This is a genomic window from Paenibacillus sp. PAMC21692 (genome assembly GCF_014303795.1).
GTDB lineage: Bacteria > Bacillota > Bacilli > Paenibacillales > Paenibacillaceae > Pristimantibacillus > Pristimantibacillus agaridevorans.
The window spans coordinates 3285358-3310211 of record NZ_CP060293.1 but is presented as its reverse complement, the minus strand read 5'-3'; the positions used below and the strand labels follow the sequence as shown (position 1 = coordinate 3310211).

Annotated in this window: 22 protein-coding genes; 6 read left to right on the top strand and 16 right to left on the bottom strand. The window is 52.7% G+C overall.

Annotation, left to right across the window (positions count from 1 at the left end; genetic code table 11):
- Window positions 1-154: 154 nt before the first annotated feature.
- The 3 genes from H7F31_RS12955 to H7F31_RS12945 all read left to right on the top strand — a co-directional run bounded on the left by H7F31_RS12955 (window position 155) and on the right by H7F31_RS12945 (window position 942).
- Window positions 155-370 (top strand): hypothetical protein, encoded by a 216-nt coding sequence (locus tag H7F31_RS12955; RefSeq protein WP_087570859.1) that lies wholly within the window; start codon window positions 155-157, stop codon window positions 368-370.
- A gap of 94 nt (window positions 371-464) precedes the next feature.
- Complete coding sequence (locus tag H7F31_RS12950; protein WP_087570874.1) at window positions 465-617, top strand: DUF3934 family protein; 153 nt, start codon at window positions 465-467, stop codon at window positions 615-617.
- A 22-nt stretch (window positions 618-639) separates the two neighbouring features.
- Complete coding sequence (locus tag H7F31_RS12945) at window positions 640-942, top strand: hypothetical protein (protein WP_397374379.1); 303 nt, start codon at window positions 640-642, stop codon at window positions 940-942.
- 105 nt (window positions 943-1047) lie between these two features.
- Here the strand turns inward: H7F31_RS12945 and H7F31_RS12940 are convergent, their stop codons facing one another.
- The 4 genes from H7F31_RS12940 to H7F31_RS12925 all read right to left on the bottom strand — a co-directional run bounded on the left by H7F31_RS12940 (window position 1048) and on the right by H7F31_RS12925 (window position 4299).
- Complete coding sequence (locus H7F31_RS12940; RefSeq protein ID WP_187104514.1) at window positions 1048-1557, bottom strand: hypothetical protein; 510 nt, start codon at window positions 1555-1557, stop codon at window positions 1048-1050.
- Window positions 1558-1966: 409 nt separating this feature from the next.
- Entirely contained in the window at window positions 1967-3160 is a 1194-nt protein-coding gene (locus tag H7F31_RS12935) for a hypothetical protein (protein WP_187104513.1), read from the bottom strand.
- A gap of 1 nt (window position 3161) precedes the next feature.
- Entirely contained in the window at window positions 3162-3698 is a 537-nt protein-coding gene (locus tag H7F31_RS12930; protein WP_261800409.1) for an RNA polymerase sigma factor, read from the bottom strand.
- Between the two features lie 196 nt (window positions 3699-3894).
- Entirely contained in the window at window positions 3895-4299 is a 405-nt protein-coding gene (locus H7F31_RS12925) for a CBS domain-containing protein (protein ID WP_187104511.1), read from the bottom strand.
- Window positions 4300-4440: 141 nt separating this feature from the next.
- Between H7F31_RS12925 and H7F31_RS12920 the strand changes: the two genes are divergently transcribed.
- The gene (locus tag H7F31_RS12920) at window positions 4441-5316 is read left to right on the top strand and encodes an RCC1 domain-containing protein (protein ID WP_261800408.1); all 876 of its coding nucleotides are present in this window, start codon (window positions 4441-4443) and stop codon (window positions 5314-5316) included.
- 80 nt (window positions 5317-5396) lie between these two features.
- On the opposite strand, the gene H7F31_RS12915 is transcribed toward H7F31_RS12920, so the two are convergent.
- From H7F31_RS12915 to H7F31_RS12890, 6 genes are all read right to left on the bottom strand, one after another.
- The gene (locus H7F31_RS12915) at window positions 5397-6833 is read right to left on the bottom strand and encodes an ABC transporter substrate-binding protein (RefSeq protein ID WP_187104509.1); all 1437 of its coding nucleotides are present in this window, start codon (window positions 6831-6833) and stop codon (window positions 5397-5399) included.
- A 148-nt stretch (window positions 6834-6981) separates the two neighbouring features.
- A complete protein-coding gene (locus H7F31_RS12910; protein WP_187104508.1) occupies window positions 6982-7851 on the bottom strand; it encodes a carbohydrate ABC transporter permease in 870 nt (289 codons plus the stop codon).
- The gene (locus H7F31_RS12905; RefSeq protein WP_187104507.1) at window positions 7848-8786 is read right to left on the bottom strand and encodes a carbohydrate ABC transporter permease; all 939 of its coding nucleotides are present in this window, start codon (window positions 8784-8786) and stop codon (window positions 7848-7850) included. Before H7F31_RS12905 ends, H7F31_RS12910 begins: the two co-directional genes overlap by 4 nt.
- Before the next feature lie 97 nt (window positions 8787-8883).
- Window positions 8884-10212 (bottom strand): response regulator transcription factor, encoded by a 1329-nt coding sequence (locus H7F31_RS12900; RefSeq protein ID WP_187104506.1) that lies wholly within the window; start codon window positions 10210-10212, stop codon window positions 8884-8886.
- A 23-nt stretch (window positions 10213-10235) separates the two neighbouring features.
- Window positions 10236-12017 (bottom strand): cache domain-containing sensor histidine kinase, encoded by a 1782-nt coding sequence (locus H7F31_RS12895; protein WP_187105334.1) that lies wholly within the window; start codon window positions 12015-12017, stop codon window positions 10236-10238.
- A gap of 1071 nt (window positions 12018-13088) precedes the next feature.
- Entirely contained in the window at window positions 13089-16163 is a 3075-nt protein-coding gene (locus H7F31_RS12890) for a glycoside hydrolase family 2 TIM barrel-domain containing protein (protein ID WP_187104505.1), read from the bottom strand.
- 108 nt (window positions 16164-16271) lie between these two features.
- On the opposite strand from H7F31_RS12890, the gene H7F31_RS12885 reads away from it, so the two are divergent.
- A complete protein-coding gene (locus H7F31_RS12885; protein WP_187104504.1) occupies window positions 16272-17117 on the top strand; it encodes an AraC family transcriptional regulator in 846 nt (281 codons plus the stop codon).
- Here H7F31_RS12885 and H7F31_RS12880 read toward each other — a convergent pair.
- Together H7F31_RS12880 and H7F31_RS12875 are read right to left on the bottom strand one after the other, a co-directional pair.
- On the bottom strand, window positions 17081-17824 hold the full coding sequence (locus tag H7F31_RS12880; RefSeq protein ID WP_187104503.1) for a type 1 glutamine amidotransferase: 744 nt from the start codon (window positions 17822-17824) through the stop codon (window positions 17081-17083). The two genes, H7F31_RS12885 and H7F31_RS12880, sit on opposite strands and share 37 nt — an antisense overlap.
- A gap of 163 nt (window positions 17825-17987) precedes the next feature.
- Complete coding sequence (locus H7F31_RS12875) at window positions 17988-18761, bottom strand: IclR family transcriptional regulator (protein WP_187104502.1); 774 nt, start codon at window positions 18759-18761, stop codon at window positions 17988-17990.
- Between the two features lie 166 nt (window positions 18762-18927).
- On the opposite strand from H7F31_RS12875, the gene H7F31_RS12870 reads away from it, so the two are divergent.
- Window positions 18928-19695, top strand: coding sequence for a GTP cyclohydrolase II (locus tag H7F31_RS12870; RefSeq protein ID WP_187104501.1), 768 nt, complete (start codon window positions 18928-18930; stop codon window positions 19693-19695).
- Between the two features lie 76 nt (window positions 19696-19771).
- On the opposite strand, the gene H7F31_RS12865 is transcribed toward H7F31_RS12870, so the two are convergent.
- The 4 genes from H7F31_RS12865 to H7F31_RS12850 form a co-directional block, all read right to left on the bottom strand.
- Entirely contained in the window at window positions 19772-21811 is a 2040-nt protein-coding gene (locus tag H7F31_RS12865) for a tachylectin-related carbohydrate-binding protein (RefSeq protein WP_187104500.1), read from the bottom strand.
- 213 nt (window positions 21812-22024) lie between these two features.
- Window positions 22025-23056: a Gfo/Idh/MocA family protein gene (locus H7F31_RS12860; protein WP_187104499.1), complete on the bottom strand. Its 1032-nt coding sequence runs from the start codon at window positions 23054-23056 to the stop codon at window positions 22025-22027.
- A gap of 44 nt (window positions 23057-23100) precedes the next feature.
- Entirely contained in the window at window positions 23101-23925 is an 825-nt protein-coding gene (locus H7F31_RS12855; RefSeq protein WP_187104498.1) for a carbohydrate ABC transporter permease, read from the bottom strand.
- Window positions 23922-24806: a carbohydrate ABC transporter permease gene (locus H7F31_RS12850; protein WP_087570123.1), complete on the bottom strand. Its 885-nt coding sequence runs from the start codon at window positions 24804-24806 to the stop codon at window positions 23922-23924. Before H7F31_RS12850 ends, H7F31_RS12855 begins: the two co-directional genes overlap by 4 nt.
- Window positions 24807-24854: the final 48 nt, after the last annotated feature.

Sequence of the window (24854 nt, the reverse complement as noted above, 5' to 3'; positions counted from 1 at the left end):
AGCGAAACGAAAAGAAGCAATGACAGAACCAATGACAAACAGGTTGTTCCATCAAGCCGGATAATGTACACTATTAAACTAGAGGCAGAACGGAGCTGTGTAACGGATCACGGCGGACAATGGAACATTGACGGTGATTGGAGGAGTAGATAACATGTCGCTAAACCGCAAATTGTTGACCGATGCCGACTTCGAGGAGGCACTGGAGAAGGGCACTCGCATTCGCGTCTTCCGCGACAATCTTATCGTCGACGGAAGCTCTGTCATTGTCCGGTTTGACGATACAACCGTCGTAACGCAATCCAGCGTCAGCGATCTTATGTATCATGAACGGGCAGGCTGCGAGTTTTTTGATATTAGGCGCCGATAGGAAGGATCTCAACGTATACATAGCTAATTTCGAAGCAATAACATATAATGAAGCGAATGATTGGTCAAGGCAGCCAGAATACGGAGTGATTGGTCTGAGCAAAGCTAAGGGAAAAGGCGGTACCGGACGAGGCACCGGCAAGAAGGGCTGGAACAGGTGGCAGGCAGGCGAGCGCAGAGCCGCAGGCGCCCCCAAACCATACAAGAGTAAAGGCACGAAAAAAACCGACAATACGGACGGAAAATAATTGAAGATTGGAGTGGTCATATTTGAGAAGAAAAGCCCCTATGTCGTTCGACGATCTGCTGAAGGAACTGCAAGACCAGCGTGCAAACCCGGAGGAACAAGCCTCGCTAGGGAAGCTGTTCAATGAAACATTCATGAGTCAATATTCGAATTGCAAAACGATACAAGAATTTCTGGAGAAAGGCAACTTTCAGGCTTGGTCGACGGAAGATATGTCGTTGATCCCCGAGGAGCTGCTTAATCGCCATGTTGCGCGCGAGACGAAGTTCGCGGACTGGCCATCCATGCTGGAGAAAGCAAAGACGGAGCTTGCCGCTGGAGCCTAACCTATATATTCCTGTACAGCCGAAGGTTTGTCTAACGACAAGCTTTCGTTTTTTTTGCACCATCTACCGCCGATCCTGTACTTGCAGCCGCTCTCAAAAGAATGACTACGTCAATCGCTGAACGACCCACATCACTCCGTTAACGGCTCCCAAGCCGATACTCAGCGTAAGCGTCAAGCCGTTGGCCGCGTAATATAATCCGATAACGTCTCCGGCTGTCAGATCGGCCTCTCCCGCCAGCGAAACGCCGGCGTTGCCCAACACCGCCCTAATATTCAAAAGCGTAACATTAAGATTAAGCACCGGAAGAAGGCTGCTGACCAATATAGTAGAGATCGGCAAAGAACGTCTGACCTGAAAATTTGGGTAAACAGAACCTCCGATACCCAGCGTAACGGGGTTGTTAAGCGAGTAGTTCACCGTAGCGGCAATCCAGTAGCGGCCCGTCACGGGAACTGTATAATTGCCGCTAGTTGCGTTGAAGTCAGGGCTGCCGAAGAACGGTGCCGTCAAGTCCCAGTTGGTAAGCTGTGCGCTTGTGGAAACCGTTTGCGAGGCTAAATACGCAGAGAACCCCTCCATGAACGGACTGTCCTTGATGTACAACGTTGACATATTCTTCTTGGCCTCCTCTCGAATCCTATCAAACACTAAACCCCGTAATTCCCCCTATCAGTTAATGCACCGACCTCGCAAGCGGCTTGTACGGAAGTCCGGCATGGAGTCGTTTCCGTCCGAATATGGTCGAACATCGCTATAGCAAGCAGAACCCCCGATTTGTGAATATTGAAGAAGAGTCATTGTTAGATGTCGAATGTATTTCCGTATTGAAGTCAGAAATGCTTTAACTAGGAAGATGGAGGTTAGAAATGAAGGTGAAACGTATTGTCGCTAATATTAAACAGAGGCAGTCTGGGACTGATTGACTCGCCCATGGCTGCCACTGTTTCTCTGTCCTTCATTTGCAAACGATGCGAGTACTACGAAGTCATTGCCTTAGCAGCCGCTCCGCCTGCGAATGCCTTTAATGAACCTTAATTTGTTTGGCTGCAGACAATAAAATATCAATATCAACGGAATACGTAGAAGCTACCGAATAAAAGTAATTCTTCGTTGCAATAAAAATTTGCCCGCGTATTTCAGTCTGCTCGATCAACGCTTTATGGCCGTTAATAATCGTTTCGGTAATCGTTTCGGTTGGAAAATTGGATTTTAAATCTTCCAATACCTGTTCTGGATTCTCTTGGTCACTGCTTGATTGCGAAATCCAAAATTCGGATTTCTCATCCTGAAGCAGATACGCAGCACTAATTAAAATACCTTCAGACCTTTCGGTTGCTGTCGTATTAAGTAATTTGATTACCGGATTTCCTTCTGATTGATTGTCGGCTAAATTCAAAGGAATATGGATTTCGTCGGGTTTGAATTTAGATATATCCAGCTTTCTGTAAAGCGGTATTTCATGATCGTTATAATCCATCGGTCCGGACATTGATCCCGCTTCTGCTGCATGCAGCTTGTAGGATGATTCATCTTGGCCAGGAAGGGGCGTAAACCACAGTGTATATGCTTCGTGCACCTGCGGAATCATCTTGGCAGTATGTACTTGATTGGATTCATCAGTCATCCAAATAGAGTCGACATCAGGATCGATAGAAGCGCCGAATACAAGCAATGTGTTCTGTTCAGCGAAGGGTACAAATGTGTAGTTAAAGGCCCCAGTTATTCCTTCTGTAGTCAGGTTACCGTATTCCAGTTCCGTCAGAAGCGGCACCTCTACTTTACCCTGAACGGACCAAGACATGCCGCCTTCATCCCAATGTAGTATTCCTGCCTCCCAGTTCATGATACGATTCGCATGATTTACGCTATTTGTGAAGATGAGTATTTGATGATCATTCAACTGTTCCTTATACATGATTTCCGGATTCATATCAGAGTTGGCATTATGAATGAGTTGCGAAATCTGATCATCCGAAGGCGGTATCGATGCCATTGGAGTCGATGGCTGAGCGGTCGGCAGACCGAGCCATACGATAATAGCCAATATCGCAAAAAACAGCATAATAGGGATGACACTTATTACATGTATGTACGGTCGTCTCCGATCACCACGTAGCACTCTTTCTTGTATGTAGTTTAATTGCGCGGTCGATATCCGGCTTGGCTCGGAATAAGGCTCGTTTTGAAGGTCATGTTCAAAGTTTCTCCTCTTCATATCATTCCTCCAGCATCTTATTTCTCATTTTGATTCTCGCCCGATGAAGCCTGGATTTCACTGTACCTTCCGCGATGCAGAGTAAATTCGCTATATCAGCAATTGATAATCCATATCTGACTTCCAGTATTAAAACCTCTCGATGCTTAAGAGGCAGCGTCAGCAACACGCTCCAAACTTCGTCCAGCCTGGATCTTGCAAAATAAACGGCTTCGGCGGAAGGAGACTCCTCTGAAAATCGAACAAACGGAACGGGGAGAACTTTACGAAAAAAGGCTGATCTTCTGTGGTTTATTGCGAGATTATGACAAATCTTCAGTAGCCAGGTCTTCACCGTCGATTGCCCACGGAACTTGTTCAACGCAAGAAAGGCGTTAACGAAGGTCTCCTGCGCGAGATCATCCGCCATATCGTGCTTTTTGGTCAATACAAATGCATAATTCCAAATATCATTCCAGTATTTTACGATAAGCAGCTCCATTTCTGCCGGTCCTAAACTCGTTATCGTTACAAGATAGTCATCTTCCACTACTTCCATCACCTCCTATAAACAGACAAATTAGTTCAAGGAAAGTTCCATTTCTGGTAAAACTTTTTTTAAATAAAAACGATTAGATAGCAGAGATTTTATATAAAGTTTACGGAGAAGGATAACTCAATTAACATGAACAACAAAAATAAGACTGCCAGTCGAACGGCAGCCTTATATATTGGCAAAGTTCAGGTCTTTTCATCTAATCCACAATATTCCTGGTATAGTATGCGATTATATCTTTGCGGCGAATAATACCGAGGAAAACGCGATCGGCGTCAACGACCGGAACGAAGTTCTGATCGGCCGCCAGCGCCAGCATATCGTCCAAATCTGCGCTGATCGCAACGCATTCGACTTTCATTCGTTTTTTGATGGAGATGACAGGAATTTCGTGCATTGTATCGAAGTCGAGGCCAGGTGTGTCTTTTAGCTTCCATAATAAATCCCCTTCGGATAACGTTCCGAAATACAAGCCCTTCTCGTCCAGGATCGGAATGGCTGTATAGTGGCTCGCCTCCAATTTATCCATGGCTTCTTTCATATTAGAGGATGTCATAAGGTACGAGACCTCATTCTTGGGATATAAAAACGATTTGATGTCCATTGCATCACGCTCCTTTAGTATAATTAAATCATATTTCGTCGCTAGGCGCATGTGCAAGGGCTAGGAGCATGTCTAGTGTCATAAGTATTATGTCGAGTAACGTTCGAGCCTAGTCCGAATGAATCCAGAAACGAAATGGAGTTGATTTTAATAGGAAAAGTCAATTCGCCAATTCCCAAAGCTACTATAGCGGCAGGTCGTCGTCATGCCGTTGGCCTTAAATCCGACGGCACAGTGGTTGCTGTAGGCGACAATAAATATGGGCAATGCGATGTAAGCGAATGGCGCGGCATGGTGGCCGTGGCGGTTGGTAATGTTCATATGGCGACGAACACGGGTAATGCTCATACAATAGGTCTTAAATCGGACGGCACGGTGGCGGCGACGGGTTGGAACAAGCATGAACAATGCAATGTAAGTGGTTGGCGCGATATTGTAGCGGTTGCTGCAGGTTGGCGTCGTACCGTAGGGCTTAAATCGGATGGCACGGTTGCGGCTGTGGGCCGAAATAATGAAGGTCAATGCAATGTAAGCGGCTGGAGCGATATGGTGGCAGTAGCGGCGGGTGACTGGCATACCGTCGGGCTTAAATCGGATGGTACGGTATCGATTGCAGGTAATAATCAGTATGGCCAATGCAATGTCAGCGAATGGAGCGACTTAGTGGCGGTGGCTGCTGGTTACCTTCATACCGCAGGGCTCAAATCGGACGGCACGGCGGTGGCCGCGGGTTCGAATAAGCATAAACAATGCGATGTAAGCGGCTGGCGCGGCATAGTGGCAATAGCGGCGGGTAGTTACCATACCATCGGGCTTAAATCGGACGGAACGGTGACGTTTGCGGGTTCGAATGAGCATGGCCAATGCAATGTAAGCGGCTGGCGCGATATGGTGGCTGTTTCGGCGGGTTGCACCCATACTCTCGGTCTTAAATCCGACGGCACGGTAATCGCTGTGGGTGATAATAAATATGGGCAATGCGATGTTAGCGGCTGGAGTGGCATCCGCCTGCAATAACTCCTTCGAATTTATGAAAAAGCGGCAGCCTGGGACGAAATAAAGCCCCAGGCTGCCGCTGTCTTTATTGTTGGGAAGCGTTACTGCTGGATCGTATCGTAATATTTCTCCTGCACGTATTTCGCCGTCAGATCCAGCTGCGCTTTCATGTCGACGCCCTGCTTGGAGAATACCTCCTGAATGACGTTCGTCATCTGCGCGTAGTAGTCTTGCGTGTTGTACGGGGATTCCGGCTTGCCGTCGATCAGCCCAAGCGTTTCCTGGCCATATTGGTAGACGTTGTCGTATTTGTTGAACAGATCGTTAACCTTCTGCCCGTATTCGGAATCCGTTTTGAAGTATTGCAGCACTGCCGGAACATAATACTTGTTATCCGTTTTGCGCTCTTGAATGTTCTTCTCCAGCGACTCTAACCCTTTGTCGGAGAAATAGTCGAATGTTGCATAATAGAACGCGATCTCCTGCTCGTCTTTCGAAGCGTTCGGATTAATGACGAGGTAGTCTCCGCCCAATACGCCGTAATGTTTGCCGCCTTTCTCGTAAGCCGGAATCGGATAGACGAGAATGTCCTCCGGCGCCATGCCGCCTTGGTTGAGTCCTTGGTCGACCGGACCGTCGGGGCCCGCGATAACCATCGCCGTTCTGCCTTGCGCGAACGCGCCTACAGCATCGGCCCAGCCAAGCGCCCAGTCCTGGGGAATCGCATCGGCTTCCCACTTTAGCTTATTATAGTATTCAAGCGCCTTGACGCCCGCATCGGAGTTGAAGATCGCCGTTATTTTGCCGTCTTGCGCCGTTTGAATGTCTCCGCCTGCCGTGAACAGGAAATTCGTCCAGTTCCAGCCCGCTTCGTTGCCCTTGCCCATCGGCGCGATGCCGGAGATGCCTGCGGCGGGATCCGATACGGCTTTGGCCGCGTTTAGCATGTCGTCCCAGGTCCAGTCGAAGCCCGGCAGCGTCACGCCTTTCGCTTCCAGCATTTTTTTGTTGACGGCCACGCCCGTCGGATAACCGCGCTGCGCGATCCCGTACACTTTGCCGTTCACCGTGAACAGATCCTGCAGCACCGGATTCATCTGATCCTTGAATGGGTAGTTGTTGAACAGCTCCGTAATGTCGGCCGCCCAGCCTTTCTCCGCCAGGAACTTGCCCTCGGAAGCGTACGTATTGAACAGCGTCGGCGCCTCGTTCGCGCCCATCTTGATGCCGATTTCGTTCGGGTTGTATTGCCAGTCGCTCTTGATGATCTCGACATTGGGATAAACCTCGTTGAACCTTCTGATCTTGTCATCCTCCAGCGCCCGGTCCTCCACGCGATCCGGCGTCGGATAGTAGATGCTGATGGATACCTTCTTCGATTTGATATCTTCTTCCGGCGTTTTCGTGCTGGCGGAATCGGTAGGCTTGGTTGTCGGGTCGGCGGCAGGCTTGGTGCCTCCGCCGCCGTTGCCGCTGCACGCGACCAGCGCGAAGCTGAGCGTAAGGAGCGTCGCAAGCGTTAATTGCATTTTACGCATGTTGTGTATCCCCTCTTCATTTGGATTGTTGTGGCTACATGCTCATCATAATGGAGGCAGGTTCGTGTCGGCGATGTGTATTCCTATTGCGATCATGTGCAGATTTACGCATTGACAATTCCACCACATCATGTAATTTTGATGAAATTTACCCTTTAACTCCTCCGAGATATAATCCTCTTAATATAAATTTCTGGAAAAATAAGAAGATAATAACTGGAGGAACCATTACGATCGACAATATAGCGAACCTGATATTCAAGTCCAGTCGGCGCGCGTTCAGGACGAAGTCCCGAATGGCCGCGGACAACGGCTTGTTCTCCTGGCTCAGGATAAAGCTTGGCCAGAACCAGTCGTTCCATGCCGTCGCGAAGACGAAAATCGACAATGTGGCAAAGATGGGAATCGACAGCGGGAAGGCGATCTGAAAAAAGCATCTCAGTTCCGAAGCGCCGTCGATGCGCGCCGACTCGAATATTTCCATATGAATGCCATCCATGAACGTCTTGAGCAGAAGAAGGAAAAACGCGTTGGCGCCTGCCGGCAGCCATACCGCGGCAAACGAGCCCATCAGCCCCAGATCCTTCAGGTTAATGAAGTTCGGAATCATATAGGTCGTCGCCGGAATGAACAGCGTCATCAGGAAGTAATATTGAATGCCCGACTTGAAGGGCATGTTCATCTTCGATAGCGCATAAGAGGCAAGTCCAAGAACCAGTATCGTTACGACCATGTTGCCGGCGAAAAGAAGCATCGTATTTTTAAAATAGAACGGGAGATCGATGTAGTTCCACGCCTTCGAGTAGTTCTCGAAATGCCATTCCTTCGGCAGGAAGGTCGGCGGGAACGAATTCACTTCGGTGTTCAGTTTAAGACCGTTGAACAAGGAAATCAGGATGGGGTAGACCATGCAGCACATCATCGCGATGATTAGGAGATTCATGCCCGCGTAAGCGACTTTGACCTTCCCCTTCTTGAGGTCGTAGGAGGACAATATGCCCCGATCAAAAGATTTCATTGGCCGACGCCCCCTCTGTTGTTGATGCGGTATTGAAGGATGGCCAGAATGCTGAGTCCGAGGAACATGAGCACCCCGAGAGCGGAGGCGACGCCGTAATCCAGCCTGACGAAGGCATATTTGACGATCAGAAGCGCGTAAGTCAGTGTCGCATTGTTGGGACCGCCGTCCAGCATCGCGAACTGCGTCTGGAACCCTTGCGAGGTCGCGATCAGTTGCAGCATGAGCAGCAGAAGGATCTGGCCCTTGATCGCGGGTAGCGTAATATGGCGAATCCGGCTCCAGATGCCGGCCCCGTCGATCTCGGCCGCTTCGTACCAGTCTCGGGGGACGCTGAGAATGGCCGCCAGATAGATCAACATCGCGGAGCCGAAGCTTTGCCAGGTCTCCATAATGACGATAGAGATCATCGACCAGCTGCGGTCGACCATAAAGCTGATTCCCCCGATCCCGACTGCCTTAAGTACGGCGTTGATCGGTCCGACGGGATCGTACAGCCATCGCCATACGCCGTACAGGACGACGAACGGCACGACATACGGCAAGTAAGCCGCTACGCGCGCGAAACCCTGGAATCTTCGCATCTCGGAGATCGCGATCGCGATAAAGATCGGCACCCAGAAACCGATGGCAAGCGCGAGCCCCATATAATAGAGCGTATTTTTTACGGCTGTCATGACATCCCGGTCGGCGAAGATCGTCTTGTAGTTGCCGAAGCCCGCAAAGGAATTGCCTTTGACGAAATCGACGATGTAGAAGCTGTTTAATACGCCCTTGAAGATTGGCAGCCACAGGAACAGCGTAAAGGTGATAACGGCCGGGAGAAGGAACAGATATCCCCATAAATACCGTTTATACTTGCCCGTACGCTGCGTCCCCTGCCTCGTCTTAGGCTGGTGCTGCCCGTTCATTGGAACTGCCGTTGTTTGCTCCATGTGCAGTGGTCCCTCATTCCTATAGGTAATCTACCCCCATTTTAGAGAAACCCGGTCCCCCTGCACATGTGCGTATCTATGCTTATGATAGGCGATTTTACTTCTTCATCTCGCTGGGACTCACCCCGAAGTACTTTTTGAAAATTTTGCTGAAATGCTCCGGAGATTCATAGCCGACTAGCTCGGAAATTTCATAGCGCCTTAAATCCGTAGTCTGAATAAGCCGCTTGCTCTCCTCCATCCGCAGCTTGATGACGTATTCCCACAGGTTGCAGCCTGTATTTTTTTTAAACAGATAGCTGAGATAATTCGGGCTGACATGGTTCTTGAGCGCAACCTCGTTCAGAGTAAGTCCCTTCTGCGCGTAATTCGCATGAATATACTTGCTCGCCCGCTCCACGATCAGGTTGTTCTGGGCGTTGATCTCTTCCTCCGTCGGCTCCTCCTCCGAATAGACGCCCCACTTGAAGTCTCCATAATAGAAGACGTAATGATCCTTGAACTGGCGGCTCCAGCGCATCGCCTTGTCTCCCTGTTCGTTCGTAACGCCGAGAAAGTCCGCCCCCTTCAAAATCTGGCTAATCCCGACAACGCAGCCGAACCCGAGAAACTTGTCGACGTTAAAATGAAGGCTCCGCCCGATCATCTCCAACTGATTGACCTTGTCGACGCTGGAATCGCCGTACTTTGCTTCCGTCCACTGAATGATGATGCAGACGATGCCGCCGGAATCGTAGAACGACTGATAGTCCCACTCCTTGCCCAGCAGCTCCCCGGCTATATTGAGCACCGCGTATTGCAGCAGCTCGTCATCCTTCTTCGTCAACGTCCGTCCGCCGGATTCCAAGTCGAGCTTTGCCTTAATGACGGCGTAATAGGGCCCGGACAGATCGATGCCGTGTCCTTTTGCAAGCTCGTCAATGATGGCTTCCCGATTGCCCGTATGAGGCTCCAACAGCGACTTGAGCAGCTCCATCCGGACGGGCAGAGGCTCCCGCATGCGAAAACCGTCGTTAAGATCGGACAGCATCTGCTCCGAATCTCTTGCCGTTTTGTCCATATGCAGCAGCACATGCCGCACGGAGCTTAGAAACTGCTCGCTGTTCAGCGGCTTAATGAGATAGTCTTTGGCGCCGAACCTGATGGCAAGCTGCGCGTACTGAAAGGTTTCATGCGCCGAAATGATGATGACCTGTACCCATGGTTTAATGATCTTGGCTTGCTGCATCAGCTCGATGCCGCTCATCGACCCCATCTGGATATCCGTAACGAGCAGATCGATATCCTCCATGCGAATATAGTCCAGCGCTTCGTATCCGCTGTGCGCGTTAAAAAGCCCTTTGATCGCAATGCCCGAAGTCGAGAGCAGCTGGGTTAATCCTTCGCAGATAAGAGGTTCGTCGTCCACGATGAGAATATTGTACATCCGCAATCATCCTTTCACTCTATTTATGATTCCGTGCCGGGCAACGGGTCCTCGTAGGTGGCGGGCAAGACAAGAATGGCAGCCGTCCCGCCTTCCTCACGTCTTCGGTAGCTCAATCCGTATGAATTGCCAAAATGCAGCTGAATGCGCTGATGAATGTTGCGGATGCCGTACCCCAGCGTGTGGTCGGCTTCTTCCTCGTACAACAGCCGCTCCATGTTCCCGATGTCGGCTTGCTTGTAGCCGTTATCCTCTACCTTGATCGTTACGCGCTCCCCTTCGACGGCGGCCGTGATCATGATTTCCCCGTCATCGCCCATCAGCTTGACGCCATGGATTATGGCGTTTTCGATCAGCGGCTGCAGCGTTATTTTCGGAATACGAATCCCCTTCGCCGCATCCTGCACCCTCCATATCACCTTGAACTCGTAAGAATACCGCTTCTGCTGCAGGTTGACGTAGGCACCGGCATGCTCCAGCTCCTCCTCGAGCCGAATTAGCTCGCGGCCGCGGCTGAGGCCGATCTTCATCAGCTTCGACAGCTCCTTGATCATCTCCGCCGACTCCGTATTCCCTTCCAGCGTGATCTTCCAATAGATGCTTTCCAGCGTATTGTAGAGGAGATGCGGATTGATCTGCTGATAGAGCAGCTGCAGCTGCGACTCCTTCTGCTTGAGATCCATATGATACTTATAATGAATAAGAGCATTTAGCCGTCTGGCCATATCGTACATGGCGGCCATCAGGACGCCGACTTCGTCATGCCTGCGCCTGCTTGGCGTCTCCGGCACGAGCCGTCCCGGCTCGTACTTGCGCACGAACTGCGCGAGCTTCTGCAGCGGCGTCATAAGCGAACGCCAGAAGTAGAGCAGGAATACGCTGCCCAGCAGCATGTATGCAATGGTAATGAACTGAATGACGCGCTTAAGCTCATTCTGCTGCTTGAGCAGCGAACCGACCGGAATTTGATAGATGAGCCGTTGGTTCATTACCCGGCTATAGTTGACGATATAGATGGAATCCTTGGTCATTGCTTCGATCGTGCCTGAGGACGCAAGATCGATATCCACGCTCGCTTCAGGTGGCAGCTCGGCAATCGTACCTGCCAATTCAGGCTGCGTTGCGGTCAGAATCCGGCCGGTCCAATCGGTAAACATCATAAGATGTCCTTGCGGAAGGGACACGGAATGAAGCGCTTCCCGCACCTTCTTCTCCATGTTTGTCGCGACAAGCACGCCGATGATCCGATCTCCGTTTCCCGTGTTATTGACCGCTCGAATGAAGGCCAGCGTCTGGACGCGAGACAAATTTTTGTTTCCGTTGATGAGTTCCATGTAGCCGCTGCCCTTATGGCTTACCGCCTCGTCGAACCACTCCGGCTTCGTGCTGTCGTTAAAGAAGTAGACGCCCGTCTGCAACACCTGCCGCTTCGGAGCGAAGAAGTAATAGTCGCCCGGATCGTACACGTACAACGAATAGTAGACGGCTTCGCCGCCGTTGACCGGGATGGACAGGCTCGCCAGCAGCTTGTCGACGGCATCGTATTTGCGCACGCGTTCGATGACCGCTTCTGCTCCATTGGGCACCAGTTTCTGCGTAGAAGGATGCTGGATGATCGTCGCCGTCACCTTGTCGATCGTATCGATATCGCGGTTAATCAGCGCGTGATTCTGCTTGATCAGCTCGGCGTAGGCGTTCGTCACCTGATTTTTGAGCAAATCCTCCGCTTTGAGATTGCCGTACCAATGCAACAGGAAGACGGGACTCACCATAAGCAGGAACAACAAAATAAGCTGCTGCTTCATATTTAATTTCGTTAGTGGATTAATGACGGATCTGCCCACCTGCCGCACCTCCCGCTCTCTCTGTACTATAGCATGGATACAGCGCTTTCAGTGTAGCCGATTCTATGGGCTTGCTGGTTAGGTGAGGCGGGTATCGTAGAAATGCACATACTGCGGGGTGACAGTTGATTCGAGCGTTGTGTTTCGGGAAGCGGGCTGTGTGGCGGTAGTATGCCGTGCAAAGTTGCACTGCGTCGGGCTGCAGCTCACAAAGTCGTAGTCGAGCGGCTCTGTAACCCGACTTTATGGGGGCTATTGCGAGCATAGTAGGTCTGCGTTGCTCTATAGCCCGATTTTCTCGGGCTATCGCGAGCATAGTAGGTCTGCGTTGCTCTATAGGCCGATTTTCTCGGGCTATTGCGAGCGTAGGAGGTCTGCGTTGCTCTATAGCCCGATTTTCTCGGGTTATTGCGAGCAAAGTGGGTCTGCGTTGCTCAATAACCCGATTTTCTCCGGCTATCGTGAGCATAGTAGGTCTGCGTTGCTCTGTAACCCGATTTTCTCGGGCTATTGCAAGCATAGTAGGTCTGCGTTGCTCTATAACCCGATTTTCTCGGGCTATTGCGAGCATAGTAGGTCTGCGTTGCTCTATAGGCCGATTTTCTCGGGTTATTGCGAGCATAGTAGGTCTGCGTTGCTCAATAACCCGATTTTCTCGGGTTATTGCGAGCAAAGTGGGTCTGCGTTGCTCAATAACCCGATTTTCTCGGGTTATTGCGAGCATAGTAGGTCTGCGTTGCTCAATAACCCGATTTTCTCGGGCTATTGTGAGCATAGTAGGTTTGCGTTGCTCTATAACCCGATTTTCTCGGGCTATTGCGAGCATAGTAGGTTTGCGTTGCTCTATAGCCCGATTTTCTCGGGTTATTGCGAGCGTAGGAGGTCTGCGTAGCTCAATAACCCGATTTTTCGGGTTACAGCTACAAGCTCCCGCAAAAGAAAAAAACGACCCACAGCATCTGCAGGTCGTTCCTGTTTCCGCCCCGAAGAGCGGCCTATGCCTATTCATCCTTTTCCGCCCCGAATGGCGGCCTATTCTTCCTTGAATACCGGACTCAGCGACAACTCGAAAGCGATCCGCTTCTCATCCAGTCGATACTGGTCGAGCAACTGAGGGCCGCATGAGCCCGAGCCTACGCCGCTCATCCTGTAATCGATGTTAACGATCGTCTGATCACGACGGGCCAGCTCCGGCGTATGCTTCGCGGCTGCCAGATCGGCCGACGTAACATGAAGCGCCTGGAACGAGAACGGCTCCGGCGCGTCGAAGCGCAGTCCCATGCCGAGCTCGCTGGTCACCATCGCCCATTCCGTTCCGTAACGCGAGCCGTTTTCCTGCGGCATGACGTACTTCTGCGCCATTTCGTCCACCGTCAGCAGATAGCGCCCCTTGCGTACGCTTGCGCGTTTGTCGACGTAGCTCTCATGCGGGCCGTAGCCATAATATTCGACCTCTTCCGTCCCCTTCGGCATAACGAGCTCCAGGCCAATCCTCGGCAAATACGGCAGATCCTCACGCACGTCGGCCGTAAAGTTTACCTTCGCTTCTCCGCTCGGCAAGAACGTCCAAACCGCTTCCCCCTTTAAGAACGGACTGCGGATATAGCTTCCGAGCGAGAATGCGACCTTTACTTGCACGGACGAGTCGGATAATATTTCCCATGAGCTGTCGTATACCTTCATGACGGCACGATCCAGACCTTCGCGCTCCCACTCCTTGCGGATATACATGTCGTTGTCGGTAGGAGCCCGCCACACATTAAAGCGAACGGGCTCGTCGATCATCCGGACACCGTGACGCGTAATGGATGCGATCGCACCTTTGCCAAGGTCGAATTTGTATTCAAAATCGAACCCGCTTACCGCCAGAACGCCGCCGCTTTCTACGGCTTTCATAAATTCCGAGCGGTAGGAAGCCGCTGCGCCAGCCGACTCCTCTCCCCCCGCTTCGGTCTCGCCGCCACGATCTGCAATCTCTGCCGCAGCCGTCTCGAACTGCGCGAATGCCACCTCATGCCCCGGTGCCGCCCAAGCCGTCTCGCCATGCTGCCAAACCGATAACGTCAGTACGCAGCCGTCTCCTTCGGCAATAGGCTGGCGATAGCCGAGCCGCAAGGTTTGCGTCTCTCCGGCCGCCGCTTCCAGTGCCCCAACCGAGCCCTGATCGATCAACTCGCCGCCGTACTCCAGCTTCCAGCGCAAGGACAGATGCGACAGATCGATAAAGTCGTAGCGATTCGTAATTCGTACGATTCCCTCGCCCACATCCTCCGCTTCCATTACGATCGGCGCAATGATCTGCTTTAGCTCCAGCAAGCCGACATGCGGCTTGCGGTCCGGCGACACCAAGCCATCGATGCAGAAGTTGCCGTCGTTCGGCTTCTCGCCGAAATCGCCGCCGTAGGCGAAATAATCCACGCCCTCCGGCGTCTTGACCGCAATGCCGTGATCGCACCATTCCCATACACAGCCGCCCATTAGCTTTGGCTGAGCGTAGATGACGTTCCAGTAATCCCGCAGATCGCCGGGACCGTTGCCCATCGCATGGCTGTATTCGCAGAGGAACAACGGCTTCGTCTTTGACTCGTCCAAAGCGTAGGCCTCAATCTCAGCCACCGACGCATACATGCGGCTCTCCAGGTCCAGCGCCTCGGTATTCTCGTCCCCCTTATAAAGCGCGGCCGCTCCCTCATAATGAACCAGCCTGGATTCGTCGCGCTGCTGCACCCACTCCGCCATCGCGATATGATTGCCTCCGTAGCCGGATTCGTTGCCAAGCGACCAGATGAGGATCGAGGCGTGGTTTTTGTCCCGCTCCACCATCCGAACCGCCCGTTCGACAAACGCTTCCTTCCAGTCGGGATGTACCGCGAGCTTGTGGAAGGAGCCTTCTTCCCTCGTTCCCGTGTTTACGACGCCGTGGCATTCCAGATCCGCTTCGTCGACAACGTAGAAGCCGTATTCGTCGCACAGATCCAGGAAACGCGGATCGTTGGGGTAATGCGACGTGCGGATCGTATTGACGTTGTGCTGCTTCATCAGATTCAAATCTTTGATCATATGGTTCAGCGGGATAGTCTGCCCAAGCGACGGATGGGAATCGTGACGATTAACCCCCTTGAGCTTGATCGCTTTCCCGTTTACACGGAACACGCCGTCTTTTACTTCGACCATGCGGAATCCGATACGGAATAGCAACACTTCAGAGCCTGCATGCACGTAAAGATCGTATAACCGCGGTTGCTCCGCATTCCAAAGCTCCGGCTTGGACAAACCCAGCTCAATGACGCCGCTGCCCGCAATTATGGCGCTTCCATCGGCAACCAGATCGCCATTTGGCGCGTAAAGTTCCGTTCGTATCGGCAGCTCGCCCGATGTCTCAAGCTCGGCACGCACGGTTCCTTCTGTAAAATCGCCCGACAGTTCCGGCTTTATAAATGCGTCGCGGACATGCGCCGCTTCTCTGGAGACTAAATAGACATCGCGGTAGATGCCGGAATAACGCCACAAATCCTGATCCTCCAGGTAAGTGCCATCGCACCACTTCAGCACGAGCACGGCCATACGGTTGGTTCCCGCCATTACATAAGGGGAAAGATCGAATTCGGACGGAATCCGGCTGCCTTGACTATAACCGACGAACGTTCCGTTGACCCAAAGATAAAAACAGGCGTTAACTCCTTCGAAGACGACATGCGTACGTTTGCCATTCGCGATCCATGCTGCCGCTACGTTAAACTCCCTTACGTATGCGCCGGCCGGATTGTCATCCGGAACAAACGGCGGATCGTACGGGATGGGATAATTGACGTTCGTATAATGCAACTGGTCGTAACCGTTATTTTGCCAGCAGGATGGCACGATGAGCTCGTCCCAGGTTTCATGCACACTGGAAGCGTCCTCGTAAAAGACCTCCGCCACATCGCTTACGCTGCGATAGTATCGGAATTTCCAAGCGCCGTTCAACGTCTGAAAATAAGGAGAACCTCCGCGTTTGCCGGATTTCGCAGCTGCCGCGCTGCCATAAGGGATAAACGACGCCCGCGCTCGCTCCCTGTTCACCCCAAGAATGTCCAGCCGTTCCCAATAACGTTCGATATCGATCATGCCCGCATACCTCCTAATGGTTTGCTTCCATTATAGATGTGCGTTATGATACGTTGGAACAGCCAAAACGGACAAATACCCGTACAAAATGGACAAGGAGCCATTGCCATGGAGCTACTGACTCTTAGAAGCAACCTCAATCAGACATTAAGCGAGCTGCTGCCGCTCACCGTCTATACGGCCGGAATGGAGAATCAGAGGTCGATTACGAGGATGAAGGGGTTCTCTGCACATCAGTTATTTCTCACGATATCCGGATCCGGTCGATTCCGGAGGTTGGGATCCGAAAAGGACAAATGGGACATTCTTAAAAGCGGCAATCTACTGTACATCCCCGCCGGATGCGCGCACGAATATATGCCGCAGGATAGCGGAGCGTGGCATGTCGCATATGTAACCTTCCTGGAGAACTTCGGCAATACGTTAAAAGGATGGGGTTTTCGGGATATTCCCCGTCTGTTCGCAGTGACCGATATTCCCGCAATAACGGGGCGAATCCGCGACATCTGGGCCCATTCCGGCGGTGCCCCCGATCCATGGCATACCTCCGAAGCGTTGTACGCTCTTATGCTCCACATCCTTAAAAGCAATCAGGAGCAACTCCCTTCCGCTTCGCCCGTCGCGCTGCCCGACAGCTATCGGGAATCCGCAGTCGACACGGCGGTCCAGTTTCTGCGGGATCACCTGAACCGTCCGATTACGATCGCATCGCTCGCGGAGCATGTCGGTTATTCGCAGAAGCAGCTGACTCGACTGTTCCGCTCCGCGCTGGACACGACGCCCCTGCAATATTTGCACAAGCTGCGCTTGCACACAGCGCGCCAGATGCTAAACGAATATCCCGATCTGAGCATCCGACAGATCGCCGCGTATGTCGGCATGGAGCCCGTCTATTTTACCCGATTGTACAAGCGGGCCTATAACGAGCTGCCCTCGTACAAACCCGAAAAATAGGGTATATGTCTTACGCTCGCAGATTCAACCTGAATGTTATCCAATATGCCTAGCAAGAGCTCCCGCGCCTGATCGCCGCACGGCAACCCTTTGCGGATGGTATCAGCGCTCTGAATGTAGGGCCGATCCACCAACTCGTCCGCCCAGCGCTCCAGCATCTGCCCGATGCAGTCTGTTGTCGTCTCCAGATGGAACTGAAGCCCCAGCACATGTTCGCCGTATGCGAACGCTTGGTTGACGCATGCCTCCGAGTAGGCAAGACTACGCGCGTCTCGTGGCAAGGAGAAGGTGTCTCCGTGCCAGGAAAACGACATAAACGTCTCAGGAAGCGAGGACAGCCACGGGTGTCGTTCCGTCGTACGCTTTATTTCGTGCCAGCCGATCTCCTTTTCCTTATTGCGGGATACCGTGCCGCCAAGCACCTCCGCGATCATCTGCGCGCCCAGGCAAATGCCCAACACCTTCTTGCCGCCGTCGATCGCCGACTTGACGAAAGCCTTCTCTTCCCTTAGCCATGGATACTCCCATTCCTGGTACACGCTCATGGGTCCTCCCAGAATAATAAGCAGATCCATATCCGCCAGTCGTTCGCGTTGTACCCCCAATGACGGATCGACGACGTCGAGCCTATGACCGCCATTTTGAGCCCAAGCCGCGATCGCCGCCGGATCGTCGAAGGAAAAGTGTTGGAATGCGATGATGTTCATAAGTCTGACCTCCCAGCCATAATTAGTTCCATCATATCTCATATTCCAACACGCACAACGCACCTTTCCCGAATAGTGGGATAATGTGCAAATACTCATACGATCCCTGCCAGCAGCACATGCACACGGATAACTAGTACGAGTAACCGTACCTCGAAGGAACTTAGCGGGACCTCCGTCGTCCACGGTAACCAAGCTCCTCGGATATTCGCGCGGCGTACTTTATCACCAGACTGGCTTGTTTGTCCAACTGCTCCTCCCCGAACCTGATCGTAGGCCCCGCTACGTTCAGGGAACCGATGACCATGTTCTCGTAAGAGAAGATCGGAGCGCCGATGCCCGTTGTTCCTTCCGTCGCTTCGCCCTCCGTTACCGCGTAACCTCGCTCTCTGATGACCTCAAGCTCCTCTTCGATGGACTCGCGGGTCATCGGCTTCAAGGCGGGGACGTTGTCCCAGTCGAAACCGTCCAATAATATTTGTTGCAGCGACGGATTCAGGTAGGCGAGGATGACCCGATTGGAGGCGCCGATGAACATAGGCAAACGAAGACCGATCGGTTCGGATATTTTCAATACTTGAGGAGAATCCACGGAGTCGATATACACGCCCTCCGCGTTTTCTCTCACCGATAAATAAACGGTCTCCTTCGTCCGTTTGGAGAGCTCCTCCATGAACGGTCTTGCAATCGTCCGCAACATCAGGCTGTCCCACATCAGGAAGCCGTATCTCATTATCGACAATCCCAGCTTGTACCTCTTCGTCTTCGCATTCTGGGAGACGAAACCGTGCTCCGCAAGCGAAGCAAGCAGCCGATGTACGCTCTGGACCGGCATGTCGAGCGTTTTGCTGATTTCCGTCACGCTCATTTCCTTCTCCGTGCCTTGCGGCAGCAGCACATCCAGAATTTGAATGGCTTTCGTGATTACTCCGGACATTGCGTCTTCCCCTCTTTAATACCGATTCAAGCAACGCTCTCTGTAGAGTACCACAACTCCGCCTCGAATGATCCGGATTTCGCATAATCAGCCGCCGAACATGCGCAAGCTAGAGAAAAGACTTATACTTGAAAGATACGCTGAAACAATTAAAGGAGAGCTTGCTATGCCAGTCGTGCAATCATTTGATCCAAAAGTCATTTCGCTCCTGCAAGAGAAAATCAAACTTATTCCTTCGCTCGAAGGAGACGGCGCCATCTACCTCGTCGGTCCCATCAAACTGCCGGTGAACCTGGACGGCGAAACCGCGGAGTTTAAGTGGTATTGCTGGCTGAACTGCAAGGAGGCAACGGAAAACTTCGAGGCGATCGTCGCCAAGCTGTCCGCGTCCAATCTGGCGGAGCTTCAACAATCCAGCGTGCTGGTTCACGGCGATTTCGCCGACGATGCCTCCGCTTTGATCCGTTTCCACTCCATCTGCCACACCGGCGATATATTCGGCAGCAAACGATGCGACTGCGGTTATCAGCTCAAGCAGTCCATGAAGCACGTTGTCGAGCACGGCAGCGGGGCTATTTTCTACTTGGCCAACCACGAAGGCAGGGGCATCGGATTGTTCAGCAAGGCGCTCGCCTATATCCTGCAGGAAAATGGCTACGATACCGTGGACGCCAATCTCCAGCTTGGTTTCGCGGACGACTCGCGCGATTACGGCGACGCGATCAAGGTGTTGAAGTCGCTTCGGACGAAACCCGTCACGCTGATCACGAACAACCCAAAAAAGCTGGAGGCGCTTCGCCAGGCCGGATTGGACGTCGAGGACCGGGTACAGCTATGGGGAGACGTCTCCGATTACAACTGCAACTATTTGGAAACCAAAATACAGCGCTCCGGCCATCTAAACGATAACGAACGATGCTGCAACAACGATTAACGGAATTAGCCGGCTCAATCGCAAACAAGCCAAGACAACCCGCAAAGGGTGCCTTGGCTTCTTCTAACGTGATCGGTTAATTGGGTCCTCGAAACGGCGGATTCATGAGAGGGAATACGTTTCGGAAGCCGGACATGCCCCGCATCACTTCAACCGGTCCTTCCCATGTCATTGCCACGAAATCGGCGAGAGCCGGATGCTTCTTAAGCTCGATTAACTCACGTTTCTTCCAGTACTCCACAGGAATCGCCGAATCCGGCAGCTGCGCCAGACCCGGAAATCTTTTTGGTTTCAAGTCCGTCTGACTAATCGTGCCTTTAATGACGGGATGGCTTCGGACAGCCCCCTTAAACTTGAACTCCTTTACTTTCATCCAATCCCGAATGCCTTCGGCAGCCGGTTTCTTTCGCTCGCCATATCGGTACCACAGCACTCTGCCGTCTCGCGTGAACGCGTAAAGAACTCCGTCCGCCGCAGCAGCAACGGCCTGGAATCCGTTCCAGCCGGTGCCGATTTCGGCGCGAGGCTCCCATTCGCTCGTTCCTTTCAAGTACCCGGCATGAACATGGCGCTCCAGTACGCCATCCTCGCGGATGGCGTAAATAACGCCATACCCGCCAGAGAAGACGTTGGCGTATCCGCCCCAGCCCGTGCCAACCTTGACGCCGGGAGCCCAGGTGGCCTCGTCCCCTCCATAAGCTGCTCCGTCATGCCGGTACCATATCAAGTCTCCGTTTGGTTGAATGCCATAGACGATGTATTCTCCTCCCGGGAATACGGATTTGAAGCCGTTCCAGCCATGCCCCACTTGAATTGGGACTCCGCGCCAGCTCCCGGTTCCTTCGAAATAGCCGTCGTGGCCGTACCACATCAACTTGCCGTCCGGGAGAATGCCATACAAAGCTGCACCGCCTCCGGAGAACACCGTCTTGAATTCTCCCCAGCCGTTGCCAATCGTAATGGGACCTGTCCATTCCTTCGATCCGCCGGGCTTCGCCGCCTCTTCGTTGCGATACCAACGGAGTTCCGCATTTTGGGCAATGACGTACAAGCAGGCGGGGGCGTAAGTTTCCTCCGTCGAAAATCGCCCTACAAACGGTTTCCTAACGGTACCTGCATTCGAGACGCGCTCTAGCGTTTCCGCCAAAACTTGCAGCACCTCGATGCCGCATTCGGTCTCTGCATCAATCTCAAGCGAAGGCGAGCCGAGTTTGTCCGGATTCACCGTACACAACACGTGATCGCTCTCCATCGTCAGATCGAAGTGATCCCCGCGCTTGACTTCGCCGTTCATCCAATTCCGGAGCTCGAACATAAATCGGCAAACCCGGTTCACCGGATGCGTGTCGCTGGCAACGGGAAACGCGCGTATTTGCCACTTGATGTTCTCCGGGATCGAATGAGGCGAGCTCGCTGCCCCGTCCCCGTATTTATCGAAACCGGGACGGACCGACACTGCCGCAAGATGTCTGGCGATCCGGCCGGCGTCATCATCCAGCCGATGCCTCGCGTTCATTTGGACGACCTTCTCCCGTGCGGCCAGCCAGGTAAGAACGGCCATCAAATATACGGGCAACGTCGGCAAATGTTTAAAGACATTTGATGCCAGCGAAGTAACCCCATGCGTATTACCCGTTTGCGGATCGAAGACCTCCTTCGCGACGACATCCGTCCATCTCCATATGTCATAGTCGTTGCGGAGGAACTTGTCCAACGTAATGCCTGACGCGTTTGCACTTCGCACCGCCGTCTCGATGTCCGGCGACGGGGCTTGCATGGCCAGATGGACTTGCCGAATCTCGTCCAGATAATCCAGCAGGTCGCGGTTCGTCCCGCGATTCGCCTCTTTGGCAACTTCATTAACGAGTTCGTCCATTCTTTCGTCCAGCAAGTTCAGCACGAAGATGATGCCATCGATCTGCTTCTCTATGTCCCGCAGAGCGTCCGGGATCGTCGTGTCGTTTTCCATCCAGCTCAGCACTTCCATAATAAACGCCACACCGCCGATCGCCGTCGCAATACCCGCGCCGACCGGCCCGGCAGCGGGCAAAAGCGCCGCCATCGTGCCCGCAACGGAAGATTCGAGCTTCAAACCTTGTTCGGTGAACCCCGCCATCAACAATTCCTCCTTGATTGGAAATCGTTTTATTAGCGCTGTCGATGACAGGATGCGCAGGAAACCTATGAACGGCGCCAATTCGGAGTGAGTCTATCATTCCGCCGGGCGGACAGTCAATCGACTGCAGCACCTATCTTTTCGACGTACCGATCGATAAGATCCGACAATTTTTATTGAGCAGGAAGGCGCATTTCAGAGTAAGTGGATTAATTAATAGACCACTTTGACCGGCGTTCTCGTTTTGGCGGATTCCATAATGGCGAGTATAACCATCGTCGTATTGAAGGCATCGTCCACGGTCACATGGAACGGCTCGCCCGACGCAAGCTGGTCGACGAAGTGGCGAATGCTTTCGTAAGCGAAGCCCTTCGGCTTGCCGTGGATAAAGTGGCGCACCAGCAAATCGGGGCGGTCCGCCTTCGTCTCCGTGAATCTCTCCATCATTTGGCTATGCGTCGGATCAATGTTGAACATCCCTTTTGTACCCGTAATATTCAGCTTCATGTCATTGACGTTGGGATTGGTGTTCGGCGTTATCCAGCCGTTCTCCATCGTGGCGATGCCGCCTTTGCGGAATTCCAGAATGGTCTGGTAGATATCGGCCGTATCCACGCCTTCCCCTTTCAGAATCCCTTCCCGCGATACGGCGTACACCCGCTCCACTTCGTCGTCGAACAACCAGCGCAATACGTCCACGCTATGATAGCCGAGGAACCAGAGGATCGACGACTTGGCCGCCCACGGCAGCAGATCCGTCGCTACCCACTTGATGTCGTTCAGCCGGTAGTAGGCGCTGTACGGATCGCCGATCTCCCCATCCACGATCGCCTGCTTCGGAATGGCGAACAGCGGGCTCCATCTGCTGTGCAGATCCACCATCATGCGCACGTTGTTGCGTTTCACCGCTTCGATAATTTCAAGCGCTTCCTCTCGCGAGGTCGTCAGCGGCTTCTCGATAATCATGTGTTTCCCCGCGTTAGCCGCGTCCACCGCCACTCTCGTATGGGCAAAATCGGGAGTAACGATCGCCACCGCATCGATTCCCCCGGTTCGCAGCATCTCGTTATGATCCGTGTATACGCGGGAAGCAGGAACGCCGAACTTCTCGGCGAGCGCGGCGGCCCGCTCCGCGTTCATGTCGCATACCGCAGCCACCTCGGCATGCGGATGATCGTTATAAATATAAGCGTGCGTCTGGCCCCATGTTCCCGCGCCGACGATTCCCATTTTAATTGTTGTCATTACCTTCATCGCCTTTCATTCGTTGGTTCGATTCATGAGTTGAATTATTTCACGCCGCCGAAGGTTAGGCCGCGAATCATATACTTCTGCACGACCATGGCGAACAGCAGCACGGGGAAAATAGTGACGATGCCGATCGCCGACATCTCGCCCCATGCAACTCCGCTTACGGACAAGAAAAGCGTCACGGTCGTCGGAAGCGTCGATGCGTCCGCGCTGGTCAGGAACAGGGCGAACACGAACTCGTTCCAGGAATTGATAATGCAGAAGATCGCGGTCGCGATAAGCCCCGGGGTCGCAAGCGGCAAAATGATCTTGATGAATACCTGGAAACGGGAAGCTCCATCCACGAACGCCGCTTCCTCCAGCGCGACCGGAATTTCCTCGAAGAAGCTGCGCATCATCCATATCGTGAATGGAATGTTAAACAGCATGTAGCAAATGACGAGCACCAGATGCGTATCCAGCAGGCCTAGCATGCTCGCCATGACGAAAATCGGAATGACGGAGGCCATAGGCGGAAGCATCCGCAAGCTCAGTACCCAGAACGCCCGGTTCTCCTTCTTCTTGAATTCGAATCTGGCGAAGCCGTAAGCTGCCAAACCTCCCAGGAAAATCGATATCAACGTCGTAAGCAGAACGACGATCGCGCTGTTCTTTAAATAATCCATTGCATGCCTGTCCTCGAACACGGCCCTGAAATTGTCCATCGTCGGAGTGAAGAACCATATGGCCGGATCGTACGTTTGCGTCCCCGTCTTCAAGCTAATGATAAGCATCCAGAGGAACGGGAACACGCAGAACACGCATACCAGCAATAACAGGATCGCCGTCGTTGCGCCGACTTTTTTGTTGCCCAGCGGATTCATCCTTTGCTCTCAACTCCTTTCCGGTAAAGCCTGATCAGCACCATGCTGATGACGGTCGTGAGCACGAGCAGCACGACGGAAACCGCCGCCGAACGGCCGATCCATCCCGTCCCGGCGAAGCCGAGCCGGTAAACGTGAAGACTAAGAAATTCCGTCGTGCTGCCAGGGCCGCCCTGCGTTAGAGAATACGGAATATCGAACGTCTTGAGCGAATCGATCGCCCGGAAAATAACCGCCAGCAGAATCATCGGCCAGAGCAGCGGCATCGTTATATTGCGGAACACTTGCAGCTTGCCGGCTCCGTCGATAGCCGCCGCTTCGTACGGATCGGAAGGCAGCGAGCGCATGCCCGCATATATAATGAGCGCCACGAACGGCGTATTCTGCCATACATCAACGAGAACGGTAGACCAGAAGGCGTTCTCTCCCGACAACCAGATCACTTTGCCGCCGAAAAATTGGAGGAAGTAGTTCAGTACGCCGTATTCCGCGTTCATCATAAGCTTCCAGATTTGACCGGTAATGCTCGGCGTCATCGCCACCGGCACGATCATGCAGGCGAATACAAGAAACTTGAGCTTGAATTCGCGGTCCAGCAATACCGCCAGCCAGAAGCCGAGCAGCAGCTCGATGGCCGTGGTTACAAGCATGAAGCCCAGGCTGATGGATACCGAATACCAGAATTCGGCGTCCTTGCCCGTGAATAACCGCATATAGTTTTCAAGCCATACAAAGTCGAATGTCGGATAACCGAGCTCATAATTTGTTAGACTCAGCCCGTACAAGAAGATGGTCGGAATAATCGTCAATGCTCCAAGAATAACGATGGCGGGCATGATGTATACGAGATGAGGTCTTTTCTTGAAATAAGAGCGAATCATCGCTTTCACCTTCCTTGCGTATATTGGCCGGAGGCGCTTTGACGCCCC

Coding starts and splice junctions, on each gene's coding strand:
- H7F31_RS12910 (WP_187104508.1), bottom strand. CDS start 7,851: ATGAAATCTTTTGATCGGGGCATATTGTCCTCCTACGACCTCAAGAAG.
- H7F31_RS12880 (WP_187104503.1), bottom strand. CDS start 17,824: ATGAACATCATCGCATTCCAACACTTTTCCTTCGACGATCCGGCGGCG.
- H7F31_RS12890 (WP_187104505.1), bottom strand. CDS start 16,163: ATGATCGATATCGAACGTTATTGGGAACGGCTGGACATTCTTGGGGTG.
- H7F31_RS12870 (WP_187104501.1), top strand. CDS start 18,928: ATGCCAGTCGTGCAATCATTTGATCCAAAAGTCATTTCGCTCCTGCAA.
- H7F31_RS12855 (WP_187104498.1), bottom strand. CDS start 23,925: ATGAATCCGCTGGGCAACAAAAAAGTCGGCGCAACGACGGCGATCCTG.
- H7F31_RS12925 (WP_187104511.1), bottom strand. CDS start 4,299: ATGGACATCAAATCGTTTTTATATCCCAAGAATGAGGTCTCGTACCTT.
- H7F31_RS12875 (WP_187104502.1), bottom strand. CDS start 18,761: ATGTCCGGAGTAATCACGAAAGCCATTCAAATTCTGGATGTGCTGCTG.
- H7F31_RS12935 (WP_187104513.1), bottom strand. CDS start 3,160: ATGAAGAGGAGAAACTTTGAACATGACCTTCAAAACGAGCCTTATTCC.
- H7F31_RS12895 (WP_187105334.1), bottom strand. CDS start 12,017: ATGAAGCAGCAGCTTATTTTGTTGTTCCTGCTTATGGTGAGTCCCGTC.
- H7F31_RS12885 (WP_187104504.1), top strand. CDS start 16,272: ATGGAGCTACTGACTCTTAGAAGCAACCTCAATCAGACATTAAGCGAG.
- H7F31_RS12955 (WP_087570859.1), top strand. CDS start 155: ATGTCGCTAAACCGCAAATTGTTGACCGATGCCGACTTCGAGGAGGCA.
- H7F31_RS12905 (WP_187104507.1), bottom strand. CDS start 8,786: ATGGAGCAAACAACGGCAGTTCCAATGAACGGGCAGCACCAGCCTAAG.
- H7F31_RS12900 (WP_187104506.1), bottom strand. CDS start 10,212: ATGTACAATATTCTCATCGTGGACGACGAACCTCTTATCTGCGAAGGA.
- H7F31_RS12850 (WP_087570123.1), bottom strand. CDS start 24,806: ATGATTCGCTCTTATTTCAAGAAAAGACCTCATCTCGTATACATCATG.
- H7F31_RS12940 (WP_187104514.1), bottom strand. CDS start 1,557: ATGTCAACGTTGTACATCAAGGACAGTCCGTTCATGGAGGGGTTCTCT.
- H7F31_RS12930 (WP_261800409.1), bottom strand. CDS start 3,698: ATGGAAGTAGTGGAAGATGACTATCTTGTAACGATAACGAGTTTAGGA.
- H7F31_RS12865 (WP_187104500.1), bottom strand. CDS start 21,811: ATGGCGGGGTTCACCGAACAAGGTTTGAAGCTCGAATCTTCCGTTGCG.
- H7F31_RS12915 (WP_187104509.1), bottom strand. CDS start 6,833: ATGCGTAAAATGCAATTAACGCTTGCGACGCTCCTTACGCTCAGCTTC.
- H7F31_RS12860 (WP_187104499.1), bottom strand. CDS start 23,056: ATGACAACAATTAAAATGGGAATCGTCGGCGCGGGAACATGGGGCCAG.